The organism is Enterobacter sp. E20 (assembly GCF_000801755.2).
GTDB classification, from domain to species: Bacteria; Pseudomonadota; Gammaproteobacteria; order Enterobacterales; family Enterobacteriaceae; genus Enterobacter; species Enterobacter asburiae_B.
Map to the genome: position 1 here is coordinate 1,931,862 of NZ_CP012999.1, position 24,777 is coordinate 1,956,638.

Below are 24,777 nucleotides of genomic sequence, written 5' to 3' on the forward strand. Positions count from 1 at the left end.
GGGTGGCGGCTAAGCCTTACCCGGCCAGGACGTGCGGCTTGATGCCCTCACCTCAACCCTCTCCCACGGGAGAGGGCGCAAACATTAAAAGCGGTAACCTGGTTACCGCTTTGCTTTATTTTTTCCAGAAGTCGTCAAACACCGTAATTGGCGTGTGGCGCTTGTGCTCGGTTTTCAGATACCAGCCTTCGATGATTTTCGCGGTCCGTTCATCCAGCTTTTTGCCTTCCAGATAATCATCGATGTTGTCATAGGTGACGCCAAGGGCCGCTTCATCCGGCAGGGAAGGGCGATCGTCTTCAAGGTCCGCTGTCGGCGCTTTCTTATACAGATGCTCAGGACAGCCCAGCGCGGCCAGCAGCTGCTTACCCTGACGCTTGTTGAGACGGAAGATCGGGTTAATGTCGGTGCCGCCGTCGCCGTATTTGGTGAAGAAACCGGTGATCGCTTCTGCCGCATGGTCGGTGCCGACCACAACGCCTTTGGTCATCCCGGCGATGCTGTACTGCGCTTTCATGCGCTCGCGGGCCTTCTCGTTGCCGCGAACAAAATCGCTCAGCTCAATGCCCGCTTCGCGAAGCGCCTGCTCGCTTGCCAGCACCGAGCCCTTAATATTTACGGTCAGCACGCGGTCAGGCTGAATGAAGGCAATGGCATCCTGGCAATCCTGCTCGTCCGCCTGTACGCCATAAGGAAGACGCACCGCGATAAACTGCAGTTTCTCATCGCCCGTCTCTTCGCGAAGCTCTGAAATCGCCATCTGGCAGAGTTTACCGGTCAGGGTAGAGTCCTGGCCGCCGCTGATGCCCAGCACCAGGGATTTCAGGAAAGCGTTCTTTTTTAAGTACGATTTTAAAAAATCCACGCTGCGGCGGATCTCTTCATGTGCATCTACCGTAGGCTTCGCGCCCAGTGCCTGAATAATCTCTTGTTGCAGAGCCATCACGCCCTCCATATGCAGTACATAAACAGAATGTGTTAGCTGTTAAAACTAACCCTTTGGGCGAGAAACGACAAGGATCACAGTTTCGAGTGCGCTAATTTGCGCCGATTTAGCAGGTTATCGTTGTTTTATTAGAATTTTCCGAAATTCGTCTGGCGTAACTCACAAAGTTGAACAATAGTACTTTTTATCCCATGCTTAGATAACACGCTGATAAACAAGAGGACGGAATATGAACAAGAACGTAGCAGGAATTCTTAGCGCAGCGGCGGTACTGACTATGCTGGCAGGGTGTACGGCTTACGATCGCACTAAGGATCAGTTTACGCAGCCCGTAGTAAAAGACGTTAAAAAAGGGATGACCCGTTCGCAGGTGGCTGCGATTGCCGGTAAACCTTCTTCTGAAGTGACCATGATTCATGCGAAAGGGACCTGCCAGACCTATATCCTGGGTCAACGTGATGGTAAGGCAGAAACCTACTTCGTCGCCCTGGATGATACCGGTCATGTGATCAACTCCGGCTATCAGACCTGTGCTGAATACGACACCGATCCGCAGGCACCTAAGGCGCAGTAACCCTGCTTGCCTGAGGATGTTAACAAACCGGCCCATGGGCCGGTTTTTTTATGCATCAGAAAATCTTATTTCTTTGCGCGAATTATTTGCCCGAAATGTGAAGGGAGTCAACAAGCCAGGTCAATGAGAGACAATTTGAGTCTATCCAGAATTATCCCCTGTCTGTACCATTGCGTATACTCACTCCAACGATAAACAACAGTACGCAAGCTACCTGTCTGCCGGGACAGCGAGTCGAGTGATAGCGCGATGGCAGGTAGTCATACAAGAGGGAAATCACGATGGAAAAGAAACATATCTACCTGTTCTGCTCAGCGGGCATGTCAACGTCGCTTCTGGTGTCAAAGATGCGTGCGCAGGCTGAAAAGTATGAAGTCCCTGTGGTGATTGAAGCGTTTCCAGAGACGCTGGCGGGCGAAAAAGGCCAGACAGCCGATGTTGTTTTACTGGGGCCGCAAATTGCCTATATGTTGCCCGAAATTCAACGACTGTTACCGAATAAACCGGTCGAAGTGATCGACTCGGGGCTGTACGGCAAAATTGATGGTTTAGGTGTTCTTAAAGCTGCTGTGGCAGCCATTAAAAAAGCTGCTAATTAATTTTTATTTTTCCCGTCAAAGAGTTATTTCACACACAATACGCCGTAACATGCGTTACGGCATTTAAGGGTATTTTCCTATGAGTAAAGTCATCGCTTCACTTGAAAAGGTACTCCTTCCTTTTGCTGTTAAAATAGGAAAGCAGCCTCACGTTAATGCCATCAAAAACGGCTTTATTAAATTAATGCCGTTGACGCTGGCCGGGGCCATGTTCGTTTTAATTAACAACGTTTTTCTGAGCTTTGGTGAAGGTTCCTTCTTTTATTCATTAGGAATTCGGTTAGACGCTTCCACTATTGAAACCCTTAATGGTTTTAAAGCCATTGGCGGCAACGTCTATAACGGTACGTTAGGGATTATGTCGCTGATGGCGCCTTTCTTTATTGGGATGGCACTGGCAGAAGAGCGTAAAGTGGATCCGCTGGCTGCCGGGTTATTATCCGTTGCCGCCTTTATGACCGTAACGCCTTATAGCGTGGGTGAAGCCTATGCCGTTGGCGCCAACTGGCTGGGCGGGGCCAACATCATCTCCGGTATTGTTATCGGTCTGGTGGTGGCAGAAATGTTCACCTTTATTATCCGCCGCAACTGGGTTATCCGCCTGCCGGATAGCGTACCGGCTTCCGTTTCTCGTTCATTTTCCGCGTTGATTCCAGGCTTCATTATTCTCTCCATCATGGGGATTATCGCCTGGGCGCTCTCCCACTGGGGCACTAACTTCCACCAGATCATTATGGACTCTATCTCTACGCCGCTGGCGTCGATGGGTGGCGTGGTCGGTTGGGCTTATGTGATTTTCACTTCTCTGCTGTGGTTCTTTGGCGTGCATGGTTCACTGGCACTGGCCGCGCTGGACAGCGGGATTATGACCCCCTGGGCACTGGAAAACGTTGCGCTTTACCAGCAGTACGGCTCCGTTGACGCGGCGCTGGCAGCGGGTAAAACCTTCCATGTGTGGGCGAAGCCGATGCTTGACTCCTATATCTTCCTGGGCGGTACCGGGGCGACCTTGGGTCTGATCATCGCGGTCTTTATTGTCTCTCGTCGTGCTGACTACCGTCAGGTCGCGAAGCTGGCGCTGCCATCAGGCATCTTCCAGATTAACGAACCGATTCTGTTCGGTCTGCCAATCATCATGAACCCGGTAATGTTCATTCCGTTCATCCTGATTCAGCCGCTGCTGGCCGCGATCACCCTGACGGCGTATTACATGGGCATCATTCCACCGGTCACCAACATTGCGCCGTGGACCATGCCGGCGGGCCTGGGCGCCTTCTTTAACACCAACGGTAGCGTCGCGGCCTTCCTGCTGGCGATATTCAACCTCGGGATTGCCACCCTGCTGTACATGCCGTTCGTGGCGATTGCCAACAAAGCCGCCACCATTATTGATGAAGAAGAGAGCGAAGAGGATATTGCCCTCTCACTGAAATTCTAAGATTGACCGGCGCGGGGAAACCCGCGCCAGCCACAAGGAGCTTAAACATGTTAGATTTGGATAGTATTGTCGCAGACGAAGCCGTCGAGAACGATCTCGAAGAAGTGGTGATGGGGCTTATCATCAACTCCGGACAGGCCCGCAGCCTGGCCTATGCCGCACTGAAGCAGGCCAAGCAGGGAGATTTCTCCGCCGCGAAAACCATGATGGACCAGTCCCGCACGGCGCTGAACGAAGCGCACCTGGTGCAGACAAAGCTGATTGAAGGCGATCAGGGCGAAGGGAAGATGAAGGTCAGCCTGGTGCTGGTCCACGCGCAGGATCACCTGATGACCTCGATGCTGGCGCGTGAGCTGGTGGCGGAGCTTATCGAGCTTCACGAGAAAATGCACTGAGTCGGATTTCGCAGCAGGAGGTCAGCACGATGGAAATTAAAACCGCACTTGAACAGCAGCTGTTTAACGGCAAAAATTTTCACGTGGTTATCTACAACAAGACGGAGAGCGCCAGCGGTCTGCACCAGCATGACTACTACGAATTCACGATTGTTCTGACCGGCCGCTACTACCAGGAGATCAACGGTAAGCGCGTCCTGCTTGAGCGAGGGGATTTTGTCTTCCTGCCGATGGGGTCTTATCACCAGAGCTTTTACGAATTTGGTGCCACCCGTATTCTGAATGTGGGCGTCAGCAGACGCTTCTTTGAGAAGCACTATCTGCCGTTGGTGCCGTTCTGCTTTGTGGCCTCCCAGGTCTATCGGGTCAAAAACGAGTTCATGACCTGGATTGAAACGGTTATCGCCTCGCTTAACTTCCGCGACAATGAATTTGATGAGTTTATTGAAACGGTGACCTTCTACGTGATGAACCGGCTGCGCCATCATCGTGAAGAGCAGCAGGTGACGGATGATATTCCACAGTGGCTGCGCAGCACCGTTGAGCTGATGCACGATAAAGGCCAGTTCAGCGAAAATGCGCTGGAAAATATGGTGTCACTGTCGGGAAAATCCCAGGAATATCTGACCCGCGCGACGCAGCGCTATTATCGTAAAACACCCGTGCAAATTATTAATGAAATCCGCATTAATTTTGCCAGGAAACAGCTGGAAATTACCAACTACTCTGTCACCGATATTGCGTACGAGTCAGGATACAGTAGTCCCAGCTTGTTTATTAAGACCTTTAAGAAATTGACTTCATTCACACCGAACAGTTACCGGAAGAATTTAACGGTAATTAATTAACTTTCGGCGGATTACCCGCCACAAATATTGCTTTAATGGCTTGCCCAAATAGCGGGAAGAGTACGCTATACCTTGCAGGCGATTAACCTGATACGCTAAGGGAGATATTATGCAGAAGAAATTAAAAGTCGTAACCATTGGTGGCGGCAGCAGCTATACCCCGGAATTACTTGAAGGTTTTCTGAAACGTTACCATGAATTACCGGTCAGCGAATTATGGCTGGTTGACGTTGAGGAAGGTCAGGAAAAGCTGAATATTATTTTCGACCTGTGCAAGCGCATGGTGGAGAAAGCGGGCGTGCCTCTGACCGTGCATAAAACTCTCGATCGCCGTCTGGCGCTGAAAGATGCGGATTTCGTGACTACCCAGCTGCGCGTCGGCCAGCTGAAGGCGCGCGAGCTGGACGAGCGTATTCCGCTGAGCCACGGCTATCTCGGGCAGGAGACCAACGGCGCGGGCGGTCTGTTCAAAGGCCTGCGTACCATCCCGGTCATTTTCGACATCGTCAAAGACGTGCAGGATATCTGCCCGAACGCGTGGGTTATTAACTTCACCAACCCGGCCGGGATGGTGACCGAGGCGGTCTATCGTCATACCGGTTTCAAACGCTTTATCGGCGTCTGTAATATTCCGATTGGTATGAAGATGTTTATCCGCGACGTGCTGGCGCTGAACGACAGCGACGATCTCTCCATCGACCTGTTCGGCCTGAACCACATGGTGTTCATTAAAGACGTGATCGTGAACGGAAAATCGCGCTTTGCCGAGCTGCTCGACGGCGTAGCTTCCGGTCGCCTGACGGCGGCATCGGTGAAAAACATCTTTGACCTGCCGTTCAGCGAAGGGCTGATCCGCTCGCTGAACCTGCTGCCGTGCTCGTACCTGCTTTACTACTTCAAGCAGAAAGAGATGCTGGCCATCGAAATGGGCGAGTACTATAAGGGCGGCGCGCGCGCGCAGATTGTTCAGAAAGTTGAGAAGCAGCTGTTCGATTTGTATAAAGATCCGAACCTGAACGTTAAACCGAAAGAGCTGGAGCAGCGCGGCGGGGCCTACTACTCCGATGCGGCGTGCGAGGTGATTAACGCCATCTACAATGACAAGCAGGCGGAACACTACGTTAACGTGCCGCACCACGGCCATATCGACAATATCCCGGCGGACTGGGCGGTCGAGATGACCTGCATCCTGGGACGCGAAGGCGCTAAACCGCATCCACGCATCACCCACTTCGATGATAAGGTCATGGGCCTGATCCACACCATCAAAGGCTTTGAAGTGGCGGCAAGCAACGCGGCGCTGAGCGGCGAGCTCAATGACGTGCTTCTGGCGCTGAACCTCAGCCCGCTGGTGCATTCCGACCGCGATGCGGAGCAGCTGGCCAGCGAGATGATCCTGGCGCATGAAAAATGGTTGCCGAACTTTGCCGCCACGATCGAGAAGCTCAAGTTCAAACACCACTGAGAGGACGCACAATGGAAAACCTGCTGATCGTTAATGCTGATGATTTTGGCCTCTCGAAAGGCCAGAACTACGGCATTATTGAAGCCTGTCGCCGGGGTGTTGTGACCTCGACCACGGCACTGGTGAATGGTGAGGCGGTTGAACACGCGGCGCAGCTGAGCCGCGAGGTGCCGGAGCTGGGCGTTGGCATGCATTTTGTGCTGACGCTCGGGATGCCGCTTTCGCCCATGCTGGGCCTGACGCGCGATGGCCAGCTGGGCAAATGGATTTGGGAACTGGCGGAACAGGGCGTTCTGCCTCTCGAAGAGATTGCCCGCGAGCTGGAGTGTCAGTTCAACCGCTTTGTTGACGCCTTTGGTAAGGCACCGACGCACATCGACAGCCATCACCACGTGCATATGATCCCGGCGATTTTCCCGATTGTCGCGGAGTTTGCGCAGCGTAAAGGCGTGGCGATGCGCGTGGATCGGGAGGCGCGCGGCGTGCCCGACTGCGACGTGACCACCACAGAGGGGTTCAGCAGCGCATTTTACGGCGACGAGATCGACGAAGCGCTGTTCCTGAAGGTGCTGGATGATTCCAGCGCGCGGGGGGAACGGTCGCTGGAGGTCATGGCGCATCCTGCTTTTGTCGATAACACCGTGCGGAAAAGCGCTTACTGCTGGCCGCGCCTGGCGGAGCTGGACGTGCTCACATCGGCGTCGCTGAAGTATGCGATTGCCGAGCGTGGGTATCGGTTGGGAACGTTCGGGGATTTGTGAGAAATTCCCCCTCACCCTAACCCTCTCCCCAAAAGGGAGAGGGGACTGGGCCGTGCGGTCTGTAATGCGAACACAGGTCTGCATTTCACCCTCTCCCTTTCAGGGAGAGGGCCGGGGTGAGGGTATTTTTTACGCCGGGATCTGATCAATCTTGCTGCTGCGCGACCACACTCTGTGCGCGGCGAGCAAATCAAACAGCTTCGTCATAAAGGCATCGTCAACGTTGTCGCCCTCGACAATGCCGTCCTCACCCTGATCGGCCACCTTCAGCTGCGCCTTAAACCGTCGCGCGTCGCCGGACAGCGCGATCGGTTTCAGGTGCTTATAGGCTTCCAGCAGATAATACACGGCGTCACCGTTGTTCAGCAGGCTGTCAATGTCTCCGCACGGCACAATCACCGCATCGACGGTCAGCGATGGCGCCCCGGCAAAGGTCGCCGCCACCGGCAGCACGGAGCCGTCATCGGCGGTCACTTCCCCCATGCGGGAATAAAGCAGTTTCGCATGCACGCCCTGGGTCTTCAGCGCCTGCATAATCCCCAGCACGTCGCTGGCGCGGGTTTTGTCGTTCAGCAGGATGGCGACCACGCGGCCTTTAATCGAGCCACCCGGCACGGCATACAGGCTCAGCGACGGATCTTTCTTCACGCCGTTAACCTCTTTAGGCGGGGCAAGGTTGCGCTGCTCGTCGGTCAGCGTAATGCCCAGGTTATCCGCAACGCTCTGGGCGAGCTGAATATCAATGCGCGCCAGCTGATCGACGACCCGCTCGCGGATGTAGGTACGCACCACTTTGCTCAGCTCAAAGCTGAAGCCGCCGATAATGTGCTGCTGCTCAATCGGCGTCTGGCTGTTCCAGAACAGGCGAGGGTGGGCGTAATATTCGCCGAACGACGGGCTGCGCTCGCGAATTTTGTTGCCGTCGATACGCTCCTGGTACGATTCGAATCCACCGCGTTTCGGCGCCGGAGGCGTTTCACGCGGCCAGTTATCGTTGATGGAGTTCGGCTCATAGTTCGCCGGATTGGTATCAATATCCTGACGGTGCATCCCGTCGCGCTGGAAATTGTGGTACGGGCAGGTTGGGCGGTTAATCGGAATTTCGTGGAAGTTCGGCCCGCCCAGACGGCTGATCTGCGTATCGGTATACGAGAACAAACGTCCCTGCAGGAGCGGATCGTTGGTGAAGTCCAGCCCCGGCACGATATGCCCCGGGTGGAACGCGGCCTGTTCGTTTTCGGCAAAGAAGTTATCCGGGTTGCGGTTGAGCACCATTTTACCCACCAGCTGAACCGGCACCAGCTCTTCCGGGATCAGCTTCGTCGGGTCAAGCAGGTCGAAATCGAACTTAAATTCGTCCTCTTCCGGAATGAGCTGCAGGCCCAGCTCGTACTCCGGGAAGTCGCCCACTTCGATGGACTCCCACAGCTCGCGGCGATGGAAGTCCGGATCGCGACCGGTCAGCTTCTGCGCCTCATCCCACACCAGGGAGGCTTTACCCGCCACCGGCTTCCAGTGGAAACGGACGAACGTGGCTTTACCCTCGGCGTTGATCAGACGGAAGGTGTGGATGCCAAAGCCTTCCATGGTGCGATAGCTGCGCGGAATGCCGCGGTCTGACATCGCCCACATCACGTTGTGTAAGGTTTCAGGCTGCAGGGAGACATAGTCCCAGAAGGTGTCGTGCGCGCTTTGTCCCTGCGGTATGGCCCAGTGGGGCTCCGGTTTTACCGCATGGACAAAGTCAGGAAATTTATGCGCGTCCTGAATGAAGAACACCGGGGTGTTATTGCCCACCAGATCGAAAATACCCTCTTCGGTATAAAACTTGGTGGCAAAGCCGCGGATATCCCGGACGGTATCTGCCGAACCCGCGCCGCCCTGTACGGTGGAGAAGCGCACAAATACCGGAGTGATTTTGTCCGGATCGGAGAGGAAATCCGCTTTGGTGATCGCTTTCAGGCTCTTATAGGGCTGGAAGTAGCCGTGCGCAGCGGAACCGCGCGCGTGGACGATGCGTTCCGGAATTCGCTCATGGTCGAAATGGGTGATTTTTTCCCGCAGGATAAAATCTTCCAGCAGGGTTGGCCCGCGCGCGCCTGCGCGAAGGGAGTTCTGATCGTCAGCAATGCGCACGCCCTGATTGGTGGTCAGCGCAAAACCTTCGCCGCCTTTGCGGTGCGGCTCAAGCGATTTCAGCTTCTCGTTTCCCGTCTCCGGCGATTTCATGCTTCCCGGTGCGGTAGGCTGTTCGCCCGGTGCAGAGGGGCCAGGGGAGGGGCGGTGAGAGCCGTCAGCAGGGGCGAGAGAGTCCATACCCGGTTGAGATTCCTCAGTGCCATGAATCGGTGATTGATGTGTTTTATCTTTGTTCGACATTGCACGCTTCTCCTTTATCCATTGCTAAAAACCCTATTAAGGATAGAACAATGTCGCGAGATGGCTCGCGAACTAAGAGTTTTCACATGCCGTCATTGACGAAAGGAGCCTTCTCGCCCACTCGGGGCGCGACGGAAGGCTGCAGGATCGGCTATCATAGAATTTTCCTGCTTCAAGAATTTGCTTTAGTGAACCAGTCGCTTATGAAACCTCTTCGTCAACAAAACCGCCAGGTTATTAGCTATGTGCCCCGCGTTGAGCCCGCGCCGCCTGACCATGCCCTGAAAGTGGAGGGTTTTCGCGATGTCTGGCAGCTGCGGGGAAAATACGTGGCCTTCGTGCTGATCGGCGAACACTTCCGCCGCTCGCCCACGTTTACCGTGCCGGAGTCAGCGCAACGGTGGGCGATGCAGATCCGCCAGGATGAAGAGGTTGAGGAATAACAGCCATAAAAAAACCGCCATCAGGCGGTTTTTTTATTTCTACCGTGATTAACGGTGCGCCAGCTCGGCGTCGTCTTCACTTTCCAGAATCGCTTTGTCGGTCTGCTTCAGCCACTGGCTGGTCAGCGTACCGGCGGTCATGGAGCCGCTCACGTTCAGCGCGGTACGGCCCATGTCGATCAGCGGTTCAACGGAGATCAGCAGCGCGACCAGCGTCACGGGCAGACCCAGCGCAGGCAGCACAATCAGCGCGGCGAAGGTTGCGCCACCGCCAACGCCCGCAACGCCTGCGGAGCTGACGGTAACAATCCCGACCAGCGTGGCGATCCAGACCGGATCCAGCGGGTTAATCCCAACGGTAGGGGCAACCATCACCGCCAGCATCGCCGGGTACAGACCCGCACAGCCGTTCTGACCAATGGTGGCACCAAAGGAGGCAGAGAAGCTGGCGATGGATTCAGGCACGCCCAGACGACGGGTTTGCGCTTCAACGTTCAGCGGAATAGACGCGGCGCTGGAACGGCTGGTGAAGGCAAAGGTCAGTACCGGCCAGACTTTACGGAAGTATTTCAGCGGGCTGACGCCGTTTACGCCCAGCAGGATGCCGTGCACCACGAACATAATGCCCAGACCCAGATAAGAGGCGACAACGAAGCTGCCCAGCTTGATGATGTCCTGCAGGTTAGAGCCGGCAACCACTTTGGTCATCAGCGCCAGCACGCCGTAAGGCGTCAGCTGCATCACCAGACGCACCAGCTTCATCACCCAGCTTTGCAGGGTATCAATCGCGGTCAGCACGCGTTCGCCTTTAGGCGCGTCGTCTTTCAGAAGCTTCAGCGCCGCTACGCCCAGGAACGCGGCGAAAATAACCACGCTGATGATCGAGGTTGGGCTCGCACCGGTCAGGTCAGCAAACGGGTTCTTCGGAATGAAGGAGAGCACCATCTGCGGCACGGTCAGGTCAGCCACTTTACCAACGTAGTTGGTTTGAATCGCGGTAAGACGCGCCGTTTCAGCGGTACCCTGAACCAGACCTTCTGCGGTCAGGCCAAACAGGTTGGTGACCAGCACACCCACCAGCGCGGCAATCAGCGTGGTGAACAGCAGCGTACCAATGGTCAGGAAGCTGATTTTTCCCAGCTGGGTCGCGTTATGCAGGCGGGCAACGGCGCTCAGAATAGAGGCGAATACCAGCGGCATAACGATCATCTGCAGCAGCTGAACATAGCCGTTACCGACGATGTTGAACCACTGAATAGAGTCTTTCAGAACTGGATTATCGGAGCCATAAATTGCCTGTAATGCCAGACCAAATACGACACCCATGGCCAGACCAACCAGCACTTTTTTCGCCAGGCTCCACTGTTTGTGGCGCGCCTGCGCGAGAAGCAATAGCAATACAACGAACACAACGACGTTCGCGATGAGTGGAAAATTCATCCCCGTTCTCCTGATTTATTATTGGGTCGGTTTTTACCGATCCTGTTGGCGGAAGGTTAGCAGAAGTGTGATGTAGCGCTTATATCCAAATGGAATGGGTTATGACAAATGGGATGATTTTGTCGGTTTACTGTTCAATCTGGTGATGAATAAAGCGATTGAACTGAAATTGCAGCGAATTAATCATCTGGGATGACCAGCGAACTGCACTGTTTTCGGGCAAGGTTTGCGGCATCCAGACGGCATAAGCAAAAAGCGCCATGCACAATACGCGCTCAAGCTGGTTCCCTTTCTGCGGTGCGAGGATCGGAAAACGGAAACGCCAGCGGCAGGGCCAAAGCAGCGGCACGCCCGCAGGCGTCAGCATATCGGCGAGAATATGGCTTAAATAGCCCAGCACCATCCCCTGGATGGCATCGGCGGGGACTATCCAGCTTTCGGGCACCTTCAAATAGAAAAGCGTCAGCAGGCCAAACACGGCCAGCAGGCTGTGCGTGAACCCCCGGTGGCCGAACGCGCGGGCGATGGGTTTCGACACCCACTTAAGGCGTTGTCCGAGGAAAGATTTGGGGTGGTCAATGTCGGGCAGCAGACAGGTCAATACGGCGGAAGGGACAATATGCCACCAGTCCCCCTGTGCCAGCACGGGAGTGAGTTCAGCGTTTTTGGCAAATACTGCGCACGCAATAGAAAAAAGCAGGTGGCCTTCCGCCGTCATGATAAAACCCACAAAACTGTCAATTCATACAGTATAGGGTTTTTATACAGTAGGCGGAAGAGGTGACGGTGTAACTGTTTGTCACAAACCGGAGAAGGGCGTTAACCGCCCTGCAGGTGATGCGCCGTGAGTTCTGCCAGCGAGTTAAGCTTCACGTCGGCGAGGGCAAACCGGAGGTCGTGACGGCCTTCTTCAGCGGGCACCACAATGGAGCGCATCCGTGCAGCCTTCGACGCCACCATACCGTTAACGGAATCTTCCAGCGCAACGCAGTTGAGGGGATCCAGGCCCAGCTTTGCGGCGCAGTCCAGATAGACCTGCGGGTGCGGCTTGCTGTAAGGCAATTTTTCAGCGGACGCCAGCGCGTCGAAACTGTCGCGCAGTTCAAACATCGTGAGCACTTTTTCCAGCATATGCAGCGGTGAAGCCGAGGCCAGTCCGACCTTTAGCCCCTGGGCTTTACACAGCGCGACGGCCTCACGTACGCCGGGCAGCAGCGGCCTGTTCTCTTCCACCAGAGAAATGGCGCGGCTAATAATGCGTGCGGTCACCTCATCGCGACCGGGACCCACCCACGGCTGTTGGGCAAACCACAGGTCAACCACCATATCGATGCGCAGGCCCAGCGTATCGGGAAGTTCATTACGGCGGCTGATATCCACGCCCAGGCTGGCCATAACGTCCAGTTCGGCGCGATCCCACAGCGGTTCGGAATCGATCAGTAATCCATCCATGTCAAAAATTGCGGCAAGAATTTGGCGCGGTGTCGACATCACAACGTCTCCTTATCCAGGGTGTTCGACAGACGATACGTGCTAAGCACACTCTGCAATTTAGCATATTGCTTTTAAAGAGCGGGCGAAATTGATGACCAGCAGGTAGACTTAGGCACAAATAACGCGTCTTTATGAAGAGGAACTGATGACGTATCAACAAGCTGGACGCATTGCGGTCTTAAAACGTATTGCTGGCTGGGTGATTTTTATTCCTGCCGTCATTTCTACGCTGATTTCTGTACTCAAATTTATGTACGACCACAGCGAAAAACAGCCGGGTATCAATGCGGTAATGCTTGATTTCGCTCATGTCATGATTGAGATGATGCGTTTTAATACGCCATTTTTGAATGTCTTCTGGTTTAACTCACCAACCCCGGATTTTCATCAACAGCTGAATATCGGCTTTTGGGTGATATACGCCCTGATCTTTGTCGCCCTGGCACTGCAGGCTTCTGGCGCGAGAATGAGTCGCCAGACGCGCTTTTTACGCGAAGGCGTTGAGGATCAGTTGATTCTGGAGCAGGCCAAAGGCCCGGAAGGAATGAGTCGGGAACAGATTGAATCCCGCATCGTTGTGCCGCGTCACACCATTTTCCTGCAAATTTTCCCGCTCTATATCCTTCCCGTGATTATCATTGTGGCGGGATACTTCTTCTTCTCACTGCTCGGTTTTCTGTAATCGATAAGGGTGGCGGCAAGGCCACCCGTTATCTTCTCAGGCGGCAAGCATACGCTCGAGTGCCCGCTGCGCGTTAACAAGGTGTTCTCCGCCAAAAAGAATGGCCCGGTTCATCAGCGTATAAAGCTGATACACCGGCTGGCGGTCGAGGAAACCGGGCGGGAGGGGGGAAACAGACTGGTATCCGTCGTATATTTGCGGCGGCTGCTCAGGATGAAGCGGCAGCATGGCAAGATCGCACTCTCTGTCACCCCAGTAGCAGGCCGGGTCAAAGATGTACGGGCCGTTGGGACCCAGCGCGCAGTTATTGGACCACAAATCGCCGTGAAGCAGCGACGCCTGAGGCTGGTGGGATGCCAGACGCTGTTGAACGTGCTCGACGATGGCGTCGATATTGCCAAATTCCAGCCCTTTCTCGGCGGCTAGCTCTAGCTGCCAGCCAATGCGCTGCTCGGCAAAAAATGTCGACCAGCGACGCTGCCAGGCATTGGGCTGTGGCGTGGTGGAGAGATCGTTGTCAAAGTCGAGACCAAACTGCGGCTGGTCGCTCCATTGATGCAGGCGCGCCAACTGTTGGCCAAGGATGAACGCATTATGGGCATCCAGCGGGCGGGCGGGGAGATATTCCATCACCAGGAAGCTGTAGTCGCGGTCGCTCCCCACGGCCAGAACCTGCGGGACCGTGACCGTTTTACTGCGGGACAACAGTTCCAGCTGGTCGGCTTCGGCGGTAAATATTGGAAGCAGCTCTCGTTCATCGCATTTAACGAAGAGATCGCGCCCTGCGTAGCGTAAATGCCACGCGGCGTGGATCTCACCGCCTGGCAGTTCGTTACGCAGTTCAATTTCACCTTCACCCAGTTGCTCACGTAAAAGATGACTGATAGCCTGCCACATGTTGTCTCTCCCATGTTGTCTGCCAGATCATAAAGTTAGCGCATAACTGCGGTAAAAAAATACGAACTAACGCACACCTGAGCGGTTTAAATTCATACAGCGCACTTATTGTTCTTTTTTCCGCCATCTTTCCCAGGTATCCACGTCAATTTCGGCAGGCTTGTCGGTCACGCTCTCCACCAGACTGGCGGCCAGCGCATGAACCTCTTCCTGACTCAGGGCGCCGATCAGACCAAATGTCAGGGTGCCTAAATCATGAATGTTGCCCTCGTCATCCGTCAGCGTGAGGAGAAAATTAGCGCGGGTGAAAGCATTGTTGAGCTCATTCAGCTCGGTCAGCGATGCTTCATGAAGGTTGATGGTCACGACGTAGCGTGTGATGTCACCACTGCTCATAATTCACCTCATTGTTATCATGGAAGTTTTCTTAGCATAGTCGATAGTTTGCGTTTGGCGACTCAGAGACGACATTCCCCTCCGTTAAAGACGAAGGGGAAGAGGGGTTAATTTCGGGACAGGTAATCGACGATTTTTTGCGTATCGGCGAGCGAACAGAGACGCGTGCCCTGGTTGATGGTTGCGGCACTACCCGCCGCCACGCCGTAGCGTGTCATCTCGAGCAGAGACGCGCCCTGCGCCAGTTTTAGCGTCATCGCACCCACCATGCTATCGCCCGCGCCAACCGTGCTCTGGCTCTTCATCGGCGGTGGGACAACCTGAACGGACGACGATTCATCGACTGCCAGCGCCCCCTGAGGGCCAAGGGAGACGACTACGCGCCGCGCTTTGCCGCTTCGCACCAGCTCCTGCGCTGCGGTGCGCACATCATCAGGCTGCGTCAGTTCGCGGTTGACCAGCGCGCTTAACTCTTTCTGGTTGGGTTTGACCAGCTCAAGATTGCCCGGCACCAGGGCCGCCTGCAGGGCCTCGCCGCTGCTGTCGACTATGCAGCGGATACCGCGCTGCTGCGAGGCCTGAATCAGCGCCGTCAATTTTTCCGTGCTTACGCCGGGCGGCAGGCTGCCGCTTACCACCAGCAGCGCGCCGCTTTCTATCGTCAGCACTTTTTCTTCAAGCTGACGAAACTCGTCATCGCTGAGTTTCGCGCCCGGCATGACAAAACGGTACTGCTCGCCGCTGGATTCTACGTGGACATGCAGGTTTTGCCGCGTCCAGTCTTTGGCCTCAACGGTTTCAACGGCCACCTGTTCATCGGCCAGCAGGGAGACCAGGTGTTCACCGGTGGCACCGCCTGAGGGAAAAATGGCCGTGGCTTTGCCGCCGAGGTGTGTAATGGCGCGCGCCACGTTGATCCCGCCGCCGCCGGGCTCAAAGACCGGGGCGCTGCAGCGCAATTTACCTTCCGGGTAAATCTGCGGCGTCAGGGTGGCGGAATCCAGGGTAGGGGAGAGCGTCAGAGTATAAATAGAAACCATCATTACCTCCTTTTAGCATGGGTTCTTATTAGCCTGGCACCATTTGTCAGGAAGGCAATGTAAATAACAGTATGATTTTAAATATGAATACTGACGAAAAGTGAGGCGGGGGATATATAAAATAAAACGCTTTTTGAGATCGTTCTTATTCAAAAAATGAAATAAGAAAACATTGCTATGTTATTTGCGGCTTTTTATAATTTGTTACCTTTCTCTGGACGCCTTGTCATTGATCCTCAAGAAAGATTCCGGGACCGTGTGGTCTCTTTTTTTGTTGTACGGACTCCTTAATAAAATGAAGCTTTTAAAGACAGTGCCCGCTGCACTGATGCTGGCGGGTGGCGTGTTTGCGGCTATGAACGCGACCGCTGATGATACCGTTTTTACTGTCATGGACGATCCTTCCACCGCGAAAAAACCGTTTGAAGGTAACCTGAACGCCGGATACCTGGCACAATCCGGTAACACGAAAAGCTCTTCTCTGACGGCGGACAGTACGCTCACCTGGTACGGTAATACCACCGCCTGGTCTCTATGGGGTAATGCCAGCAACACTTCCGCTAACGACGAACGTTCTTCCGAGAAGTATGCGGTAGGCGGACGTAGCCGTTACAACATGACCGACTATGACTACCTGTTTGGTCAGGCAAGCTGGTTAACCGACCGTTACAACGGTTATCGCCAGCGCGATGTATTCACCGCCGGTTATGGTCGCCAGTTCCTGAACGGTCCGGTACACAGCTTCCGTTTTGAATTCGGTCCGGGTGTGCGTTACGACGAGTACACCAATGGCGATACCAAAACCCAACCGCTCGGTTACGCTTCCGGTACCTATGCCTGGCAGATGACTGACAACACCAAATTTACCCAGGGTGTTTCTGTATTTGGTGCCGACGATACGACGCTGAACTCTGAGACGGCGCTGAACGTGGCTATCAACGAACACTTTGGCCTGAAAGTCGCCTACAACGTGACCTGGAACTCTTCACCACCAGAATCTGCGCCGGATCATACCGACCGCAGAACCACGGTTTCACTGGGTTATAGAATGTAATAAAAGCGGGCCGATGATGATGTCGGCCCGTTTATTGTCTGCGGTCTTTTGACGTCCCTTCTGATGACTTGTCTTCGCCCCTAGCCCCAAATCATTGCCGCCCAACGGAGTAGCAGCATTGCGCCGCAGATGGCAATCAGCACCAGCACCATTTTCCAGTGTTTTACGGCAAATCGTTTAGTTGGCATAACCTAATCCTTGTTGGTTGATATCCCCAGTCTACCAAACAGGGCCGAAATATGCCCCTTCTCAGGAACGATTGGGTTATGCCAGCGTAGGGTTCGGCTCAGAACCAGTGGAATCGTTCGGCGAGAATCAACAATAAACCTGTGGCGGAAAGGATGTTCAATATCACAACCGTTCTACTGGATACGTTCATGGTATGCACCTTTGGGTTTATAGACCTGTTCAAGAGTAGCCCAGCATCTTTGAAATGCGAGCGCAGGGGAGAAGCAACCTGCAAATTCGTACGAAAGCGCCAGCCCATCAATCTGGCCGCAGAGGGTGCAATCTCCTTGCCGTTAGTGTTAACATTACGTCGCTTGCCGTAAATCCACATTAATCTGAATTCGGCTGGTGAATGATGACGAACCAATTTGACGATTGTTGGTCAGATGGTGTCGTAATCTATTGTCAAATCACGATTATTTTCTTTGTATATGCTCTTATGTGTGGGGCATCACTGCAAATAAGGATATAAAATGCCTGTAATTACTCTTCCTGATGGCAGTCAACGCCATTTTGACCGTGCTGTTAGCCCAATGGATGTTGCCCTGGACATTGGTCCTGGTCTCGCGAAAGCGACTATCGCTGGCCGCGTTAACGGTGAGCTGGTGGATGCTTCCGATCTGATCGAAAACGATGCGACGCTTGCAATCATCACCGCGAAAGACGAAGAAGGTCTGGAGATCATTCGTCACTCCTGCGCGCACCTGTTAGGCCATGCCATCAAACAGCTGTGGCCAAACACCAAAATGGCGATCGGTCCGGTTATCGACAATGGTTTCTACTACGACGTTGACCTTGACCACACCCTGACTCAGGAAGATATCGACGCGCTCGAAAAACGCATGCACGAGCTCGCCGAAACGAACTATGACGTCATCAAGAAGAAAGTCAGCTGGCACGAAGCGCGTGAAACCTTCGTGAAGCGCGGCGAGAGCTACAAGGTCTCTATTCTTGACGAAAACATTTCGCATGATGACAAGCCTGGCTTGTACCATCACGAAGAATACGTCGACATGTGCCGTGGACCGCACGTGCCGAACATGCGCTTCTGTCATCACTTTAAGCTGATGAAGATCGCAGGCGCCTACTGGCGTGGCGACAGCAACAACAAGATGTTGCAGCGTATCTATGGTACCGCGTGGGCCGATAAAAAAGCCCTGAACGCGTACCTGCTGCGCCTGGAAGAGGCGGCGAAGCGTGACCACCGTAAAATCGGTAAGCAGCTTGACCTGTACCACATGCAGGAAGAAGCGCCGGGCATGGTGTTCTGGCATAACGACGGCTGGACTATCTTCCGTGAACTGGAAACTTTCGTACGCTCCAAGCTGAAAGAGTACCAGTATCAGGAAGTGAAAGGCCCGTTCATGATGGACCGTGTGCTGTGGGAAAAAACCGGCCACTGGGACAACTACAAAGATGCGATGTTCACCACCTCGTCTGAGAACCGTGAATACTGCATCAAGCCAATGAACTGCCCAGGCCACGTTCAGATCTTCAACCAGGGTCTGAAATCCTACCGCGACCTGCCGCTGCGTATGGCGGAGTTCGGTAGCTGCCACCGTAACGAACCATCAGGTGCGCTGCACGGTCTGATGCGTGTTCGTGGCTTTACTCAGGATGATGCGCATATCTTCTGTACTGAAGATCAGGTCCGTGACGAAGTTAACGCCTGTATTCGTATGGTCTACGATATGTACAGCACCTTTGGCTTCGAGAAGATCGTGGTCAAACTCTCAACGCGTCCGGAAAAACGTATCGGTAGCGATGAGACATGGGATCGCGCAGAAGCGGATCTCGCCGTGGCGCTGGAAGAGAACGGTATTCCGTTCGAATACCAGCTGGGCGAGGGCGCATTCTACGGTCCGAAAATTGAATTTACCCTGTATGACTGCCTCGATCGCGCATGGCAGTGCGGTACTGTACAGCTGGACTTCTCCCTGCCGCAGCGTTTAAGCGCCTCTTATGTTGGCGAAGACAACGAGCGTCAGGTACCGGTAATGATTCACCGTGCAATTCTCGGTTCTCTGGAGCGCTTCATCGGCATCCTGACCGAAGAGTTCGCTGGCTTCTTCCCAACCTGGCTTGCGCCAGTGCAGGTCGTGGTGATGAACATTACCGATTCTCAGGCGGATTACGTTAAAGAATTGACGCAGAAACTACAAAATGCGGGCATTCGCGTAAAAGCAGACTTGAGAAATGAGAAGATTGGCTTTAAAATCCGCGAGCACACTTTACGTCGTGTCCCGTATATGTTGGTCTGTGGTGATAAAGAGGTGGAAGCAGGCAAAGTTGCCGTTCGCACCCGCCGTGGTAAAGACCTGGGCAGCCTGGACGTAAGTGAAGTGATTGAGAAGCTGCAACAAGAGATTCGCAGCCGCAGTCTTCAACAACTGGAGGAATAAGGTATTAAAGGCGGAAAACGAGTTCAAACGGCACGTCCGAATCGTATCAATGGCGAGATTCGCGCCCAGGAAGTTCGCTTAACAGATCTTGAAGGTGAACCACTGGGGATTGTGAGTCTGAGAGAAGCGATCGAAAAAGCTGAAGAAGCTGGAGTAGATTTAGTTGAAATCAGCCCTAACGCCGAACCGCCAGTTTGTCGTATCATGGACTACGGCAAGTTCCTTTATGAAAAGAGTAAGTCTTCTAAGGAACAGAAGAAGAAGCAAAAAGTTATCCAGGTTAAGGAAATCAAATTCCGTCCTGGTACCGACGATGGCGATTATCAGGTAAAACTCCGCAGCCTGATTCGCTTTCTGGAAGATGGCGATAAGGCCAAGATCACACTGCGTTTCCGCGGTCGTGAGATGGCCCACCAACAGATTGGTATGGAAGTGCTTAACCGCGTCCGTGACGATCTGAGTGAACTGGCAGTAGTCGAATCCTTCCCTACGAAGATCGAAGGCCGCCAGATGATAATGGTGCTCGCTCCTAAGAAGAAACAGTAAGGCCTTCAAGCAGCAAAATCTGTGGAGCCTTCGGGTTTCATAGGTTTTGTTCGCCTATGTTTCGTTTATTTAACAATGCGAAGTGGAAGTTATTAAGATGCCAAAAATTAAGACCGTACGCGGTGCTGCTAAGCGCTTCAAAAAAACCGGTGGTGGTGGATTTAAGCGTAAGCACGCAAACCTGCGTCATATTCTGACCAAAAAATCTACTAAGCGTAAACGTCACCTGCGTCCAAAAGGCCTCGTTTCTAAAGGCGATCTGGGTCTGGTTATCGCGTGCCTGCCGTACGCATAAGCCGTTAACGTTTAATTTTTTACTAAGAATATAGATACAGGAGAGCACATATGGCTCGCGTAAAACGTGGTGTAATTGCACGTGCACGTCACAAGAAAATTTTGAAACAAGCTAAAGGCTACTACGGTGCGCGTTCACGCGTATACCGCGTTGCCTTCCAGGCTGTTATCAAAGCAGGTCAGTACGCTTACCGTGACCGTCGTCAGCGTAAGCGTCAGTTCCGTCAACTGTGGATTGCGCGTATCAACGCAGCAGCACGTCAGAACGGTATTTCTTACAGCAAATTCATCAACGGCCTGAAAAAAGCCTCTGTTGAAATCGACCGTAAGATCCTGGCTGACATCGCAGTATTCGACAAAGTAGCGTTCACCGCTCTGGTCGAAAAAGCGAAAGCAGCACTGGCATAAGCCAGTTGAGAGAGGGGGCTTTGCTCCCTCTTTTCATTTAACACCATCAGAAGATTGACATTTATCCGTCCAGGCTTTTCAATAAGGTCTCAACGGTTTTTACCAGACAAGGTAACGCAAGCATGAATGCTGCTATTTTCCGCTTCTTCTTTTACTTTAGCACCTGATTTCAGGAGGCTAGCGCGTGAAAGATGAAACGAAAAACAGCGCCAGATAAGCCTCCCGATGGAGGCTTTTTTTGTGCCTGAATTTGAGAGAATAACTCCACCAAATCGGTGTCTGCACCGACATAATGAGGAAAATCATGTCACATCTCGCAGAGCTGGTTGCCAGTGCAACAGCCGCCATTAATCAGGCCTCAGATGTTGCCGCGTTAGACAATGTCCGCGTCGAATATCTTGGGAAGAAAGGGCACCTGACCCTTCAGATGACAACCCTGCGTGAGCTGCCGCCAGAAGAACGCCCGGCAGCGGGTGCGGTGATTAACGAAGCTAAAGAGCAGGTTCAGCAGGCGCTGAACGCGCGCAAAGCCGAGCTGGAAAGCGCGGTGCTGAATGCGCGTCTGGCCGCAGAGACGATCGACGTTTCTCTGCCGGGTCGCCGCATCGAAAACGGTGGTCTGCACCCGGTTACTCGCACCATCGATCGCATTGAAAGTTTCTTCGGTGAGCTCGGCTTTACCGTGGCGACTGGCCCGGAAATCGAAGATGATTACCATAACTTCGACGCACTGAACATTCCTGGCCATCATCCGGCACGCGCTGACCACGACACTTTCTGGTTCGACGCTACGCGTCTGCTGCGTACTCAGACCTCCGGCGTTCAGATCCGTACCATGAAGGATCAGGCGCCGCCAATCCGCATTATCGCGCCGGGCCGCGTCTATCGTAACGACTACGATCAGACCCACACTCCAATGTTCCACCAGATGGAAGGTCTGATTGTTGATAAAAACATCAGCTTCACCAACCTGAAGGGCACGCTGCACGATTTCCTGAACAACTTCTTTGAGGAAGATCTGCAGGTTCGTTTCCGCCCGTCCTACTTCCCGTTCACCGAACCGTCTGCGGAAGTTGACGTGATGGGTAAAAACGGCAAATGGCTGGAAGTGCTGGGCTGCGGCATGGTGCATCCAAACGTGCTGCGCAACGTGGGTATCGATCCGGAAGTTTACTCCGGCTTTGCTTTCGGCATGGGCATGGAGCGTCTGACTATGCTGCGCTACGGCGTGACCGACTTACGTGCATTCTTCGAAAACGATCTGCGTTTCCTCAAACAGTTTAAATAAGGGCAGGACAGAACAATGAAATTCAGTGAACTGTGGTTACGCGAGTGGGTGAACACCACGCTGGACAGCGACGCGCTTTCTAACCAGATCACCATGGCAGGTCTGGAAGTCGACGGCGTTGAGCCGGTTTCCGGTGCCTTCAACGGCGTGGTTGTCGGCGAAGTGGTCGAGTGCGGCCAGCACCCCAACGCTGACAAACTGCGCGTAACAAAAGTAAACGTGGGCGGTGACCGTCTGCTGGATATCGTCTGCGGTGCGCCAAACTGCCGTCAGGGCCTGAAGGTGGCCGTGGCGACCGTCGGTGCGGTGCTGCCGGGTGATTTCAAAATTAAAGCGGCTAAGCTGCGCGGTGAGCCGTCTGAAGGCATGCTGTGCTCCTTCTCCGAGCTGGGTATTTCCGACGATCATAACGGCATTATTGAGCTGCCGCTGGATGCGCCAGTCGGCACCGATATCCGTGAATACCTGAAGCTTGACGACAACACCATTGAAATCAGCGTCACGCCAAACCGCGCCGACTGCTTAGGTATCATCGGCGTGGCGCGCGACGTGGCCGTGCTGAACCAGACTGAGCTGAACGCGCCGGAAATCGCGCCGGTTGAAGCGACTATCAGTGACGTGCTGCCTATTCAGGTTGACGCTGCGGATGCTTGCCCGCGCTACCTCGGTCGCGTGGTGAAAGGCATCAACGTGAAAGCGCCAACTCCGCTGTGGATGAAAGAGAAGCTGCGCCGCTGCGGTATCCGCTCTATCGACGCCGTGGTTGACGTGACCAACTACGTTCTGCTGGAGCTGGGCCAACCAATGCACGCGTTCGATAAAGATCGTATCGACGGCGGCATCGTTGTGCGCATGGCGAAAGAGGGCGAAACCCTGGTTCTGCTGGACGGCAGCGAAGCGAAACTGAACGCCGACACCCTGGTGATTGCTGACCACGGCAAAGCGCTGGCAATGGGCGGTATCTTCGGTGGCGAGCACTCAGGCGTCAACGACGAGACGCAAAACGTCCTGCTGGAATGCGCGTTCTTCAGCCCGCTCTCCATCACCGGTCGCGCACGCCGTCACGGCCTGCATACCGATGCCTCTCACCGCTACGAGCGCGGCGTTGACCCGGCGCTGCAGTACAAAGCGATGGAACGTGCGACCCGCCTGCTGATCGACATCTGCGGCGGTGAAGCGGGCCCGGTTATCGACGTCACCAACGAAGCGACCCTGCCGAAGCGCGCAACCATCACCCTGCGCCGCAGCAAGCTGGATCGCCTGATTGGCCACCACGTTGCCGATGCGCAGGTAACCGACATCCTGAAACGTCTGGGCTGTGAAGTAACCGAAGGCCAGGACGAGTGGAAAGCCGTTGCGCCATCATGGCGTTTCGACATGGAAATTGAAGAAGATCTGGTGGAAGAAGTGGCCCGCGTTTACGGCTACAACAACATCCCTGACGAGCCTGTCCAGGCAGGTCTGGTGATGGGCACCCACCGCGAAGCCGACCTGTCCCTGAAGCGTGTGAAAACCATGCTGAACGACAAAGGCTACCAGGAAGTGATCACCTACAGCTTCGTTGATCCAAAGCTGCAGCAGCTGATCCACCCGGGTCAGGAGGCGCTGATCCTGCCAAGCCCAATTTCCAGCGAAATGTCCGCGATGCGTCTGTCTCTGTGGACGGGCCTGCTGGGTACTGTCGTTTATAACCAGAATCGCCAGCAAAACCGCGTGCGAATTTTCGAAAGCGGTTTGCGCTTTGTACCGGATAATCAGGCAAATTTAGGCATCCGTCAGGATCTCATGCTGGCTGGCGCCATCAGCGGCAACCGCTATGAAGAGCACTGGGACCTGGCAAAAGGCACGGTTGATTTCTACGATATGAAGGGCGATCTGGAAGCGATTCTGGATCTGACCGGTAAATTATCTGAAATTGAATTCCGCGCAGAAGCTATCCCGGCTCTGCATCCGGGCCAGAGCGCAGCGATCTATTTAGACGGCAAACGCGTTGGTTTTATTGGGGTTGTTCACCCTGAGCTGGAGCGTAAGCTGGACCTGAACGGCCGTACCATCGTGTTCGAGCTGGAATGGAACCCGGTGGCTGACCGCGTTATTCCTCAGGCTCAGGACGTCTCCCGCTTCCCGGCAAACCGCCGTGATATCGCGGTTGTGGTCGCGGAAAATGTGCCTGCAGCAGATATTTTGGCCGAATGTAAGAAAGTTGGCGTAAATCAGGTAGTTGGCGTAAACTTATTTGACGTGTACCGCGGCAAGGGCGTAGCAGAAGGTTTCAAGAGCCTCGCTATTAGCCTTATCCTTCAGGATACCAGCCGTACACTCGAAGAAGAGGAGATTGCCGCTACCGTCGCCAAATGTGTAGAGGCATTAAAAGAGCGATTCCAGGCATCATTGAGGGATTGAACCTATGGCGCTTACAAAAGCTGAAATGTCAGAATATCTGTTTGATAAGCTTGGGCTTAGCAAACGGGATGCCAAAGAGCTGGTAGAGCTGTTTTTCGAAGAGATCCGTCGTGCTCTGGAAAATGGTGAGCAGGTAAAACTCTCCGGTTTTGGCAATTTTGATTTGCGAGACAAAAACCAACGTCCGGGCCGCAACCCGAAGACGGGGGAAGATATTCCCATTACAGCCCGCCGCGTGGTGACCTTCAGACCCGGCCAGAAGTTGAAAAGCCGTGTCGAAAACGCAACGCCCAAAGCAGAGTAATATGAACTAACTAAAAAGGCCGCCCACGCGGCCTTTTTTCTTTGCGCTCTCCG

28 protein-coding genes and 1 other annotated feature are annotated in these 24,777 nt (G+C 54.1%); of the genes, 18 read left to right on the forward strand and 10 right to left on the reverse strand.

The features are described 5' to 3' along the window. Positions 1–115: 115 nt before the first annotated feature. Positions 116–943 carry an ammonia-dependent NAD(+) synthetase gene (nadE, locus tag NI40_RS09175; RefSeq protein ID WP_033145265.1) on the reverse strand — a complete coding sequence of 276 codons (828 nt, stop codon included), beginning with the start codon at positions 941–943 and terminating at the stop codon, positions 116–118. Positions 944–1,175: 232 nt separating this feature from the next. On the opposite strand from nadE, the gene osmE reads away from it, so the two are divergent. From osmE to chbG, 7 genes are all read left to right on the forward strand, one after another. Continuing rightward, positions 1,176–1,520: an osmotically-inducible lipoprotein OsmE gene (gene osmE, locus NI40_RS09180; RefSeq protein WP_010430142.1), complete on the forward strand. Its 345-nt coding sequence runs from the start codon at positions 1,176–1,178 to the stop codon at positions 1,518–1,520. 281 nt (positions 1,521–1,801) lie between these two features. Further along, entirely contained in the window at positions 1,802–2,119 is a 318-nt protein-coding gene (chbB, locus tag NI40_RS09185) for a PTS N,N'-diacetylchitobiose transporter subunit IIB (protein WP_008500676.1), read from the forward strand. Between the two features lie 79 nt (positions 2,120–2,198). Continuing rightward, positions 2,199–3,557 carry a PTS N,N'-diacetylchitobiose transporter subunit IIC gene (chbC, locus tag NI40_RS09190; RefSeq protein ID WP_023311283.1) on the forward strand — a complete coding sequence of 453 codons (1,359 nt, stop codon included), beginning with the start codon at positions 2,199–2,201 and terminating at the stop codon, positions 3,555–3,557. A 47-nt stretch (positions 3,558–3,604) separates the two neighbouring features. Next, positions 3,605–3,952: a PTS N,N'-diacetylchitobiose transporter subunit IIA gene (chbA, locus tag NI40_RS09195; protein ID WP_039262061.1), complete on the forward strand. Its 348-nt coding sequence runs from the start codon at positions 3,605–3,607 to the stop codon at positions 3,950–3,952. 5 nt (positions 3,953–3,957) lie between these two features. Then, the gene (gene chbR, locus NI40_RS09200; protein WP_071884835.1) at positions 3,958–4,800 is read left to right on the forward strand and encodes a transcriptional regulator ChbR; all 843 of its coding nucleotides are present in this window, start codon (positions 3,958–3,960) and stop codon (positions 4,798–4,800) included. Between the two features lie 109 nt (positions 4,801–4,909). Then, positions 4,910–6,265 carry a 6-phospho-beta-glucosidase gene (locus NI40_RS09205; protein WP_039262063.1) on the forward strand — a complete coding sequence of 452 codons (1,356 nt, stop codon included), beginning with the start codon at positions 4,910–4,912 and terminating at the stop codon, positions 6,263–6,265. Positions 6,266–6,276: 11 nt separating this feature from the next. Beyond that, entirely contained in the window at positions 6,277–7,026 is a 750-nt protein-coding gene (gene chbG, locus NI40_RS09210; RefSeq protein WP_039262064.1) for a chitin disaccharide deacetylase, read from the forward strand. A 129-nt stretch (positions 7,027–7,155) separates the two neighbouring features. Here the strand turns inward: chbG and katE are convergent, their stop codons facing one another. After that, positions 7,156–9,405 carry a catalase HPII gene (katE, locus tag NI40_RS09215; protein WP_039262065.1) on the reverse strand — a complete coding sequence of 750 codons (2,250 nt, stop codon included), beginning with the start codon at positions 9,403–9,405 and terminating at the stop codon, positions 7,156–7,158. Positions 9,406–9,491: 86 nt separating this feature from the next. Here katE and cedA point away from each other — a divergent pair, with 86 nt between their 5' ends. Beyond that, positions 9,492–9,848, forward strand: coding sequence for a cell division activator CedA (gene cedA / locus NI40_RS09220; RefSeq protein WP_075203981.1), 357 nt, complete (start codon positions 9,492–9,494; stop codon positions 9,846–9,848). A gap of 48 nt (positions 9,849–9,896) precedes the next feature. Here cedA and tcyP read toward each other — a convergent pair whose 3' ends face one another. The 3 genes from tcyP to hxpB form a co-directional block, all read right to left on the reverse strand. Beyond that, positions 9,897–11,288 (reverse strand): cystine/sulfocysteine:cation symporter, encoded by a 1,392-nt coding sequence (gene tcyP / locus NI40_RS09225; protein WP_008500667.1) that lies wholly within the window; start codon positions 11,286–11,288, stop codon positions 9,897–9,899. A 127-nt stretch (positions 11,289–11,415) separates the two neighbouring features. Further along, positions 11,416–12,006 carry a metal-dependent hydrolase gene (locus NI40_RS09230; protein ID WP_014883483.1) on the reverse strand — a complete coding sequence of 197 codons (591 nt, stop codon included), beginning with the start codon at positions 12,004–12,006 and terminating at the stop codon, positions 11,416–11,418. Between the two features lie 101 nt (positions 12,007–12,107). Continuing rightward, positions 12,108–12,779, reverse strand: a complete 672-nt coding sequence (hxpB, locus tag NI40_RS09235) for a hexitol phosphatase HxpB (RefSeq protein ID WP_039262067.1) — start codon at positions 12,777–12,779, stop codon at positions 12,108–12,110. Between the two features lie 148 nt (positions 12,780–12,927). Here hxpB and NI40_RS09240 point away from each other — a divergent pair, with 148 nt between their 5' ends. Next, positions 12,928–13,464, forward strand: coding sequence for a YniB family protein (locus NI40_RS09240; protein WP_023311291.1), 537 nt, complete (start codon positions 12,928–12,930; stop codon positions 13,462–13,464). Between the two features lie 36 nt (positions 13,465–13,500). On the opposite strand, the gene NI40_RS09245 is transcribed toward NI40_RS09240, so the two are convergent. The 3 genes from NI40_RS09245 to pfkB all read right to left on the reverse strand — a co-directional run bounded on the left by NI40_RS09245 (position 13,501) and on the right by pfkB (position 15,797). Beyond that, positions 13,501–14,361, reverse strand: coding sequence for a fructosamine kinase family protein (locus tag NI40_RS09245; protein ID WP_029740438.1), 861 nt, complete (start codon positions 14,359–14,361; stop codon positions 13,501–13,503). A 105-nt stretch (positions 14,362–14,466) separates the two neighbouring features. Then, entirely contained in the window at positions 14,467–14,757 is a 291-nt protein-coding gene (gene ghoS, locus NI40_RS09250; protein ID WP_039262070.1) for a type V toxin-antitoxin system endoribonuclease antitoxin GhoS, read from the reverse strand. Positions 14,758–14,864: 107 nt separating this feature from the next. Next, positions 14,865–15,797, reverse strand: coding sequence for a 6-phosphofructokinase II (pfkB, locus tag NI40_RS09255; RefSeq protein WP_039262072.1), 933 nt, complete (start codon positions 15,795–15,797; stop codon positions 14,865–14,867). A gap of 295 nt (positions 15,798–16,092) precedes the next feature. Between pfkB and NI40_RS09260 the strand changes: the two genes are divergently transcribed. Next, complete coding sequence (locus NI40_RS09260) at positions 16,093–16,851, forward strand: DUF481 domain-containing protein (protein ID WP_033145273.1); 759 nt, start codon at positions 16,093–16,095, stop codon at positions 16,849–16,851. Between the two features lie 80 nt (positions 16,852–16,931). On the opposite strand, the gene yniD is transcribed toward NI40_RS09260, so the two are convergent. Both yniD and yncL read right to left on the reverse strand, forming a co-directional pair. Then, entirely contained in the window at positions 16,932–17,039 is a 108-nt protein-coding gene (yniD, locus tag NI40_RS23885) for a small membrane protein YniD (RefSeq protein WP_008500658.1), read from the reverse strand. A 98-nt stretch (positions 17,040–17,137) separates the two neighbouring features. Continuing rightward, positions 17,138–17,410 (reverse strand): stress response membrane protein YncL, encoded by a 273-nt coding sequence (yncL, locus tag NI40_RS24440; protein WP_080338151.1) that lies wholly within the window; start codon positions 17,408–17,410, stop codon positions 17,138–17,140. Between the two features lie 142 nt (positions 17,411–17,552). Here yncL and thrS point away from each other — a divergent pair, with 142 nt between their 5' ends. The 8 genes from thrS to ihfA all read left to right on the forward strand — a co-directional run bounded on the left by thrS (position 17,553) and on the right by ihfA (position 24,724). After that, positions 17,553–19,481 carry a threonine--tRNA ligase gene (gene thrS / locus NI40_RS09265; protein ID WP_008500657.1) on the forward strand — a complete coding sequence of 643 codons (1,929 nt, stop codon included), beginning with the start codon at positions 17,553–17,555 and terminating at the stop codon, positions 19,479–19,481. Between the two features lie 3 nt (positions 19,482–19,484). Then, the gene (infC, locus tag NI40_RS09270) at positions 19,485–20,027 is read left to right on the forward strand and encodes a translation initiation factor IF-3 (protein WP_014069901.1); all 543 of its coding nucleotides are present in this window, start codon (positions 19,485–19,487) and stop codon (positions 20,025–20,027) included. A 97-nt stretch (positions 20,028–20,124) separates the two neighbouring features. Beyond that, a complete protein-coding gene (gene rpmI, locus NI40_RS09275) occupies positions 20,125–20,322 on the forward strand; it encodes a 50S ribosomal protein L35 (protein ID WP_003030583.1) in 198 nt (65 codons plus the stop codon). A gap of 50 nt (positions 20,323–20,372) precedes the next feature. Further along, positions 20,373–20,729 carry a 50S ribosomal protein L20 gene (rplT, locus tag NI40_RS09280; protein WP_000124850.1) on the forward strand — a complete coding sequence of 119 codons (357 nt, stop codon included), beginning with the start codon at positions 20,373–20,375 and terminating at the stop codon, positions 20,727–20,729. A 117-nt stretch (positions 20,730–20,846) separates the two neighbouring features. Further along, positions 20,847–20,971 (forward strand) — a sequence feature (Phe leader region). Then, positions 20,852–20,896, forward strand: a complete 45-nt coding sequence (gene pheM, locus NI40_RS24090; RefSeq protein ID WP_001386830.1) for a pheST operon leader peptide PheM — start codon at positions 20,852–20,854, stop codon at positions 20,894–20,896. Its footprint overlaps the feature before it by 45 nt. A 62-nt stretch (positions 20,972–21,033) precedes the next feature. Continuing rightward, on the forward strand, positions 21,034–22,017 hold the full coding sequence (pheS, locus tag NI40_RS09285; protein WP_021241084.1) for a phenylalanine--tRNA ligase subunit alpha: 984 nt from the start codon (positions 21,034–21,036) through the stop codon (positions 22,015–22,017). A 15-nt stretch (positions 22,018–22,032) separates the two neighbouring features. Beyond that, complete coding sequence (gene pheT, locus NI40_RS09290; RefSeq protein WP_039262080.1) at positions 22,033–24,420, forward strand: phenylalanine--tRNA ligase subunit beta; 2,388 nt, start codon at positions 22,033–22,035, stop codon at positions 24,418–24,420. A 4-nt stretch (positions 24,421–24,424) separates the two neighbouring features. Beyond that, positions 24,425–24,724, forward strand: a complete 300-nt coding sequence (ihfA, locus tag NI40_RS09295) for an integration host factor subunit alpha (protein ID WP_003857805.1) — start codon at positions 24,425–24,427, stop codon at positions 24,722–24,724. Positions 24,725–24,777 lie beyond the last annotated feature (53 nt).

Coding starts and splice junctions, on each gene's coding strand:
- nadE (WP_033145265.1), bottom strand. CDS start 943: ATGGCTCTGCAACAAGAGATTATTCAGGCACTGGGCGCGAAGCCTACG.
- osmE (WP_010430142.1), top strand. CDS start 1,176: ATGAACAAGAACGTAGCAGGAATTCTTAGCGCAGCGGCGGTACTGACT.
- chbB (WP_008500676.1), top strand. CDS start 1,802: ATGGAAAAGAAACATATCTACCTGTTCTGCTCAGCGGGCATGTCAACG.
- chbC (WP_023311283.1), top strand. CDS start 2,199: ATGAGTAAAGTCATCGCTTCACTTGAAAAGGTACTCCTTCCTTTTGCT.
- chbA (WP_039262061.1), top strand. CDS start 3,605: ATGTTAGATTTGGATAGTATTGTCGCAGACGAAGCCGTCGAGAACGAT.
- NI40_RS09205 (WP_039262063.1), top strand. CDS start 4,910: ATGCAGAAGAAATTAAAAGTCGTAACCATTGGTGGCGGCAGCAGCTAT.
- chbG (WP_039262064.1), top strand. CDS start 6,277: ATGGAAAACCTGCTGATCGTTAATGCTGATGATTTTGGCCTCTCGAAA.
- katE (WP_039262065.1), bottom strand. CDS start 9,405: ATGTCGAACAAAGATAAAACACATCAATCACCGATTCATGGCACTGAG.
- cedA (WP_075203981.1), top strand. CDS start 9,492: ATGCCGTCATTGACGAAAGGAGCCTTCTCGCCCACTCGGGGCGCGACG.
- tcyP (WP_008500667.1), bottom strand. CDS start 11,288: ATGAATTTTCCACTCATCGCGAACGTCGTTGTGTTCGTTGTATTGCTA.
- NI40_RS09230 (WP_014883483.1), bottom strand. CDS start 12,006: ATGACGGCGGAAGGCCACCTGCTTTTTTCTATTGCGTGCGCAGTATTT.
- hxpB (WP_039262067.1), bottom strand. CDS start 12,779: ATGTCGACACCGCGCCAAATTCTTGCCGCAATTTTTGACATGGATGGA.
- NI40_RS09240 (WP_023311291.1), top strand. CDS start 12,928: ATGACGTATCAACAAGCTGGACGCATTGCGGTCTTAAAACGTATTGCT.
- NI40_RS09245 (WP_029740438.1), bottom strand. CDS start 14,361: ATGTGGCAGGCTATCAGTCATCTTTTACGTGAGCAACTGGGTGAAGGT.
- ghoS (WP_039262070.1), bottom strand. CDS start 14,757: ATGAGCAGTGGTGACATCACACGCTACGTCGTGACCATCAACCTTCAT.
- pfkB (WP_039262072.1), bottom strand. CDS start 15,797: ATGGTTTCTATTTATACTCTGACGCTCTCCCCTACCCTGGATTCCGCC.
- NI40_RS09260 (WP_033145273.1), top strand. CDS start 16,093: ATGAAGCTTTTAAAGACAGTGCCCGCTGCACTGATGCTGGCGGGTGGC.
- yniD (WP_008500658.1), bottom strand. CDS start 17,039: ATGCCAACTAAACGATTTGCCGTAAAACACTGGAAAATGGTGCTGGTG.
- yncL (WP_080338151.1), bottom strand. CDS start 17,410: ATGTGGATTTACGGCAAGCGACGTAATGTTAACACTAACGGCAAGGAG.
- thrS (WP_008500657.1), top strand. CDS start 17,553: ATGCCTGTAATTACTCTTCCTGATGGCAGTCAACGCCATTTTGACCGT.
- rpmI (WP_003030583.1), top strand. CDS start 20,125: ATGCCAAAAATTAAGACCGTACGCGGTGCTGCTAAGCGCTTCAAAAAA.
- rplT (WP_000124850.1), top strand. CDS start 20,373: ATGGCTCGCGTAAAACGTGGTGTAATTGCACGTGCACGTCACAAGAAA.
- pheS (WP_021241084.1), top strand. CDS start 21,034: ATGTCACATCTCGCAGAGCTGGTTGCCAGTGCAACAGCCGCCATTAAT.
- pheT (WP_039262080.1), top strand. CDS start 22,033: ATGAAATTCAGTGAACTGTGGTTACGCGAGTGGGTGAACACCACGCTG.
- ihfA (WP_003857805.1), top strand. CDS start 24,425: ATGGCGCTTACAAAAGCTGAAATGTCAGAATATCTGTTTGATAAGCTT.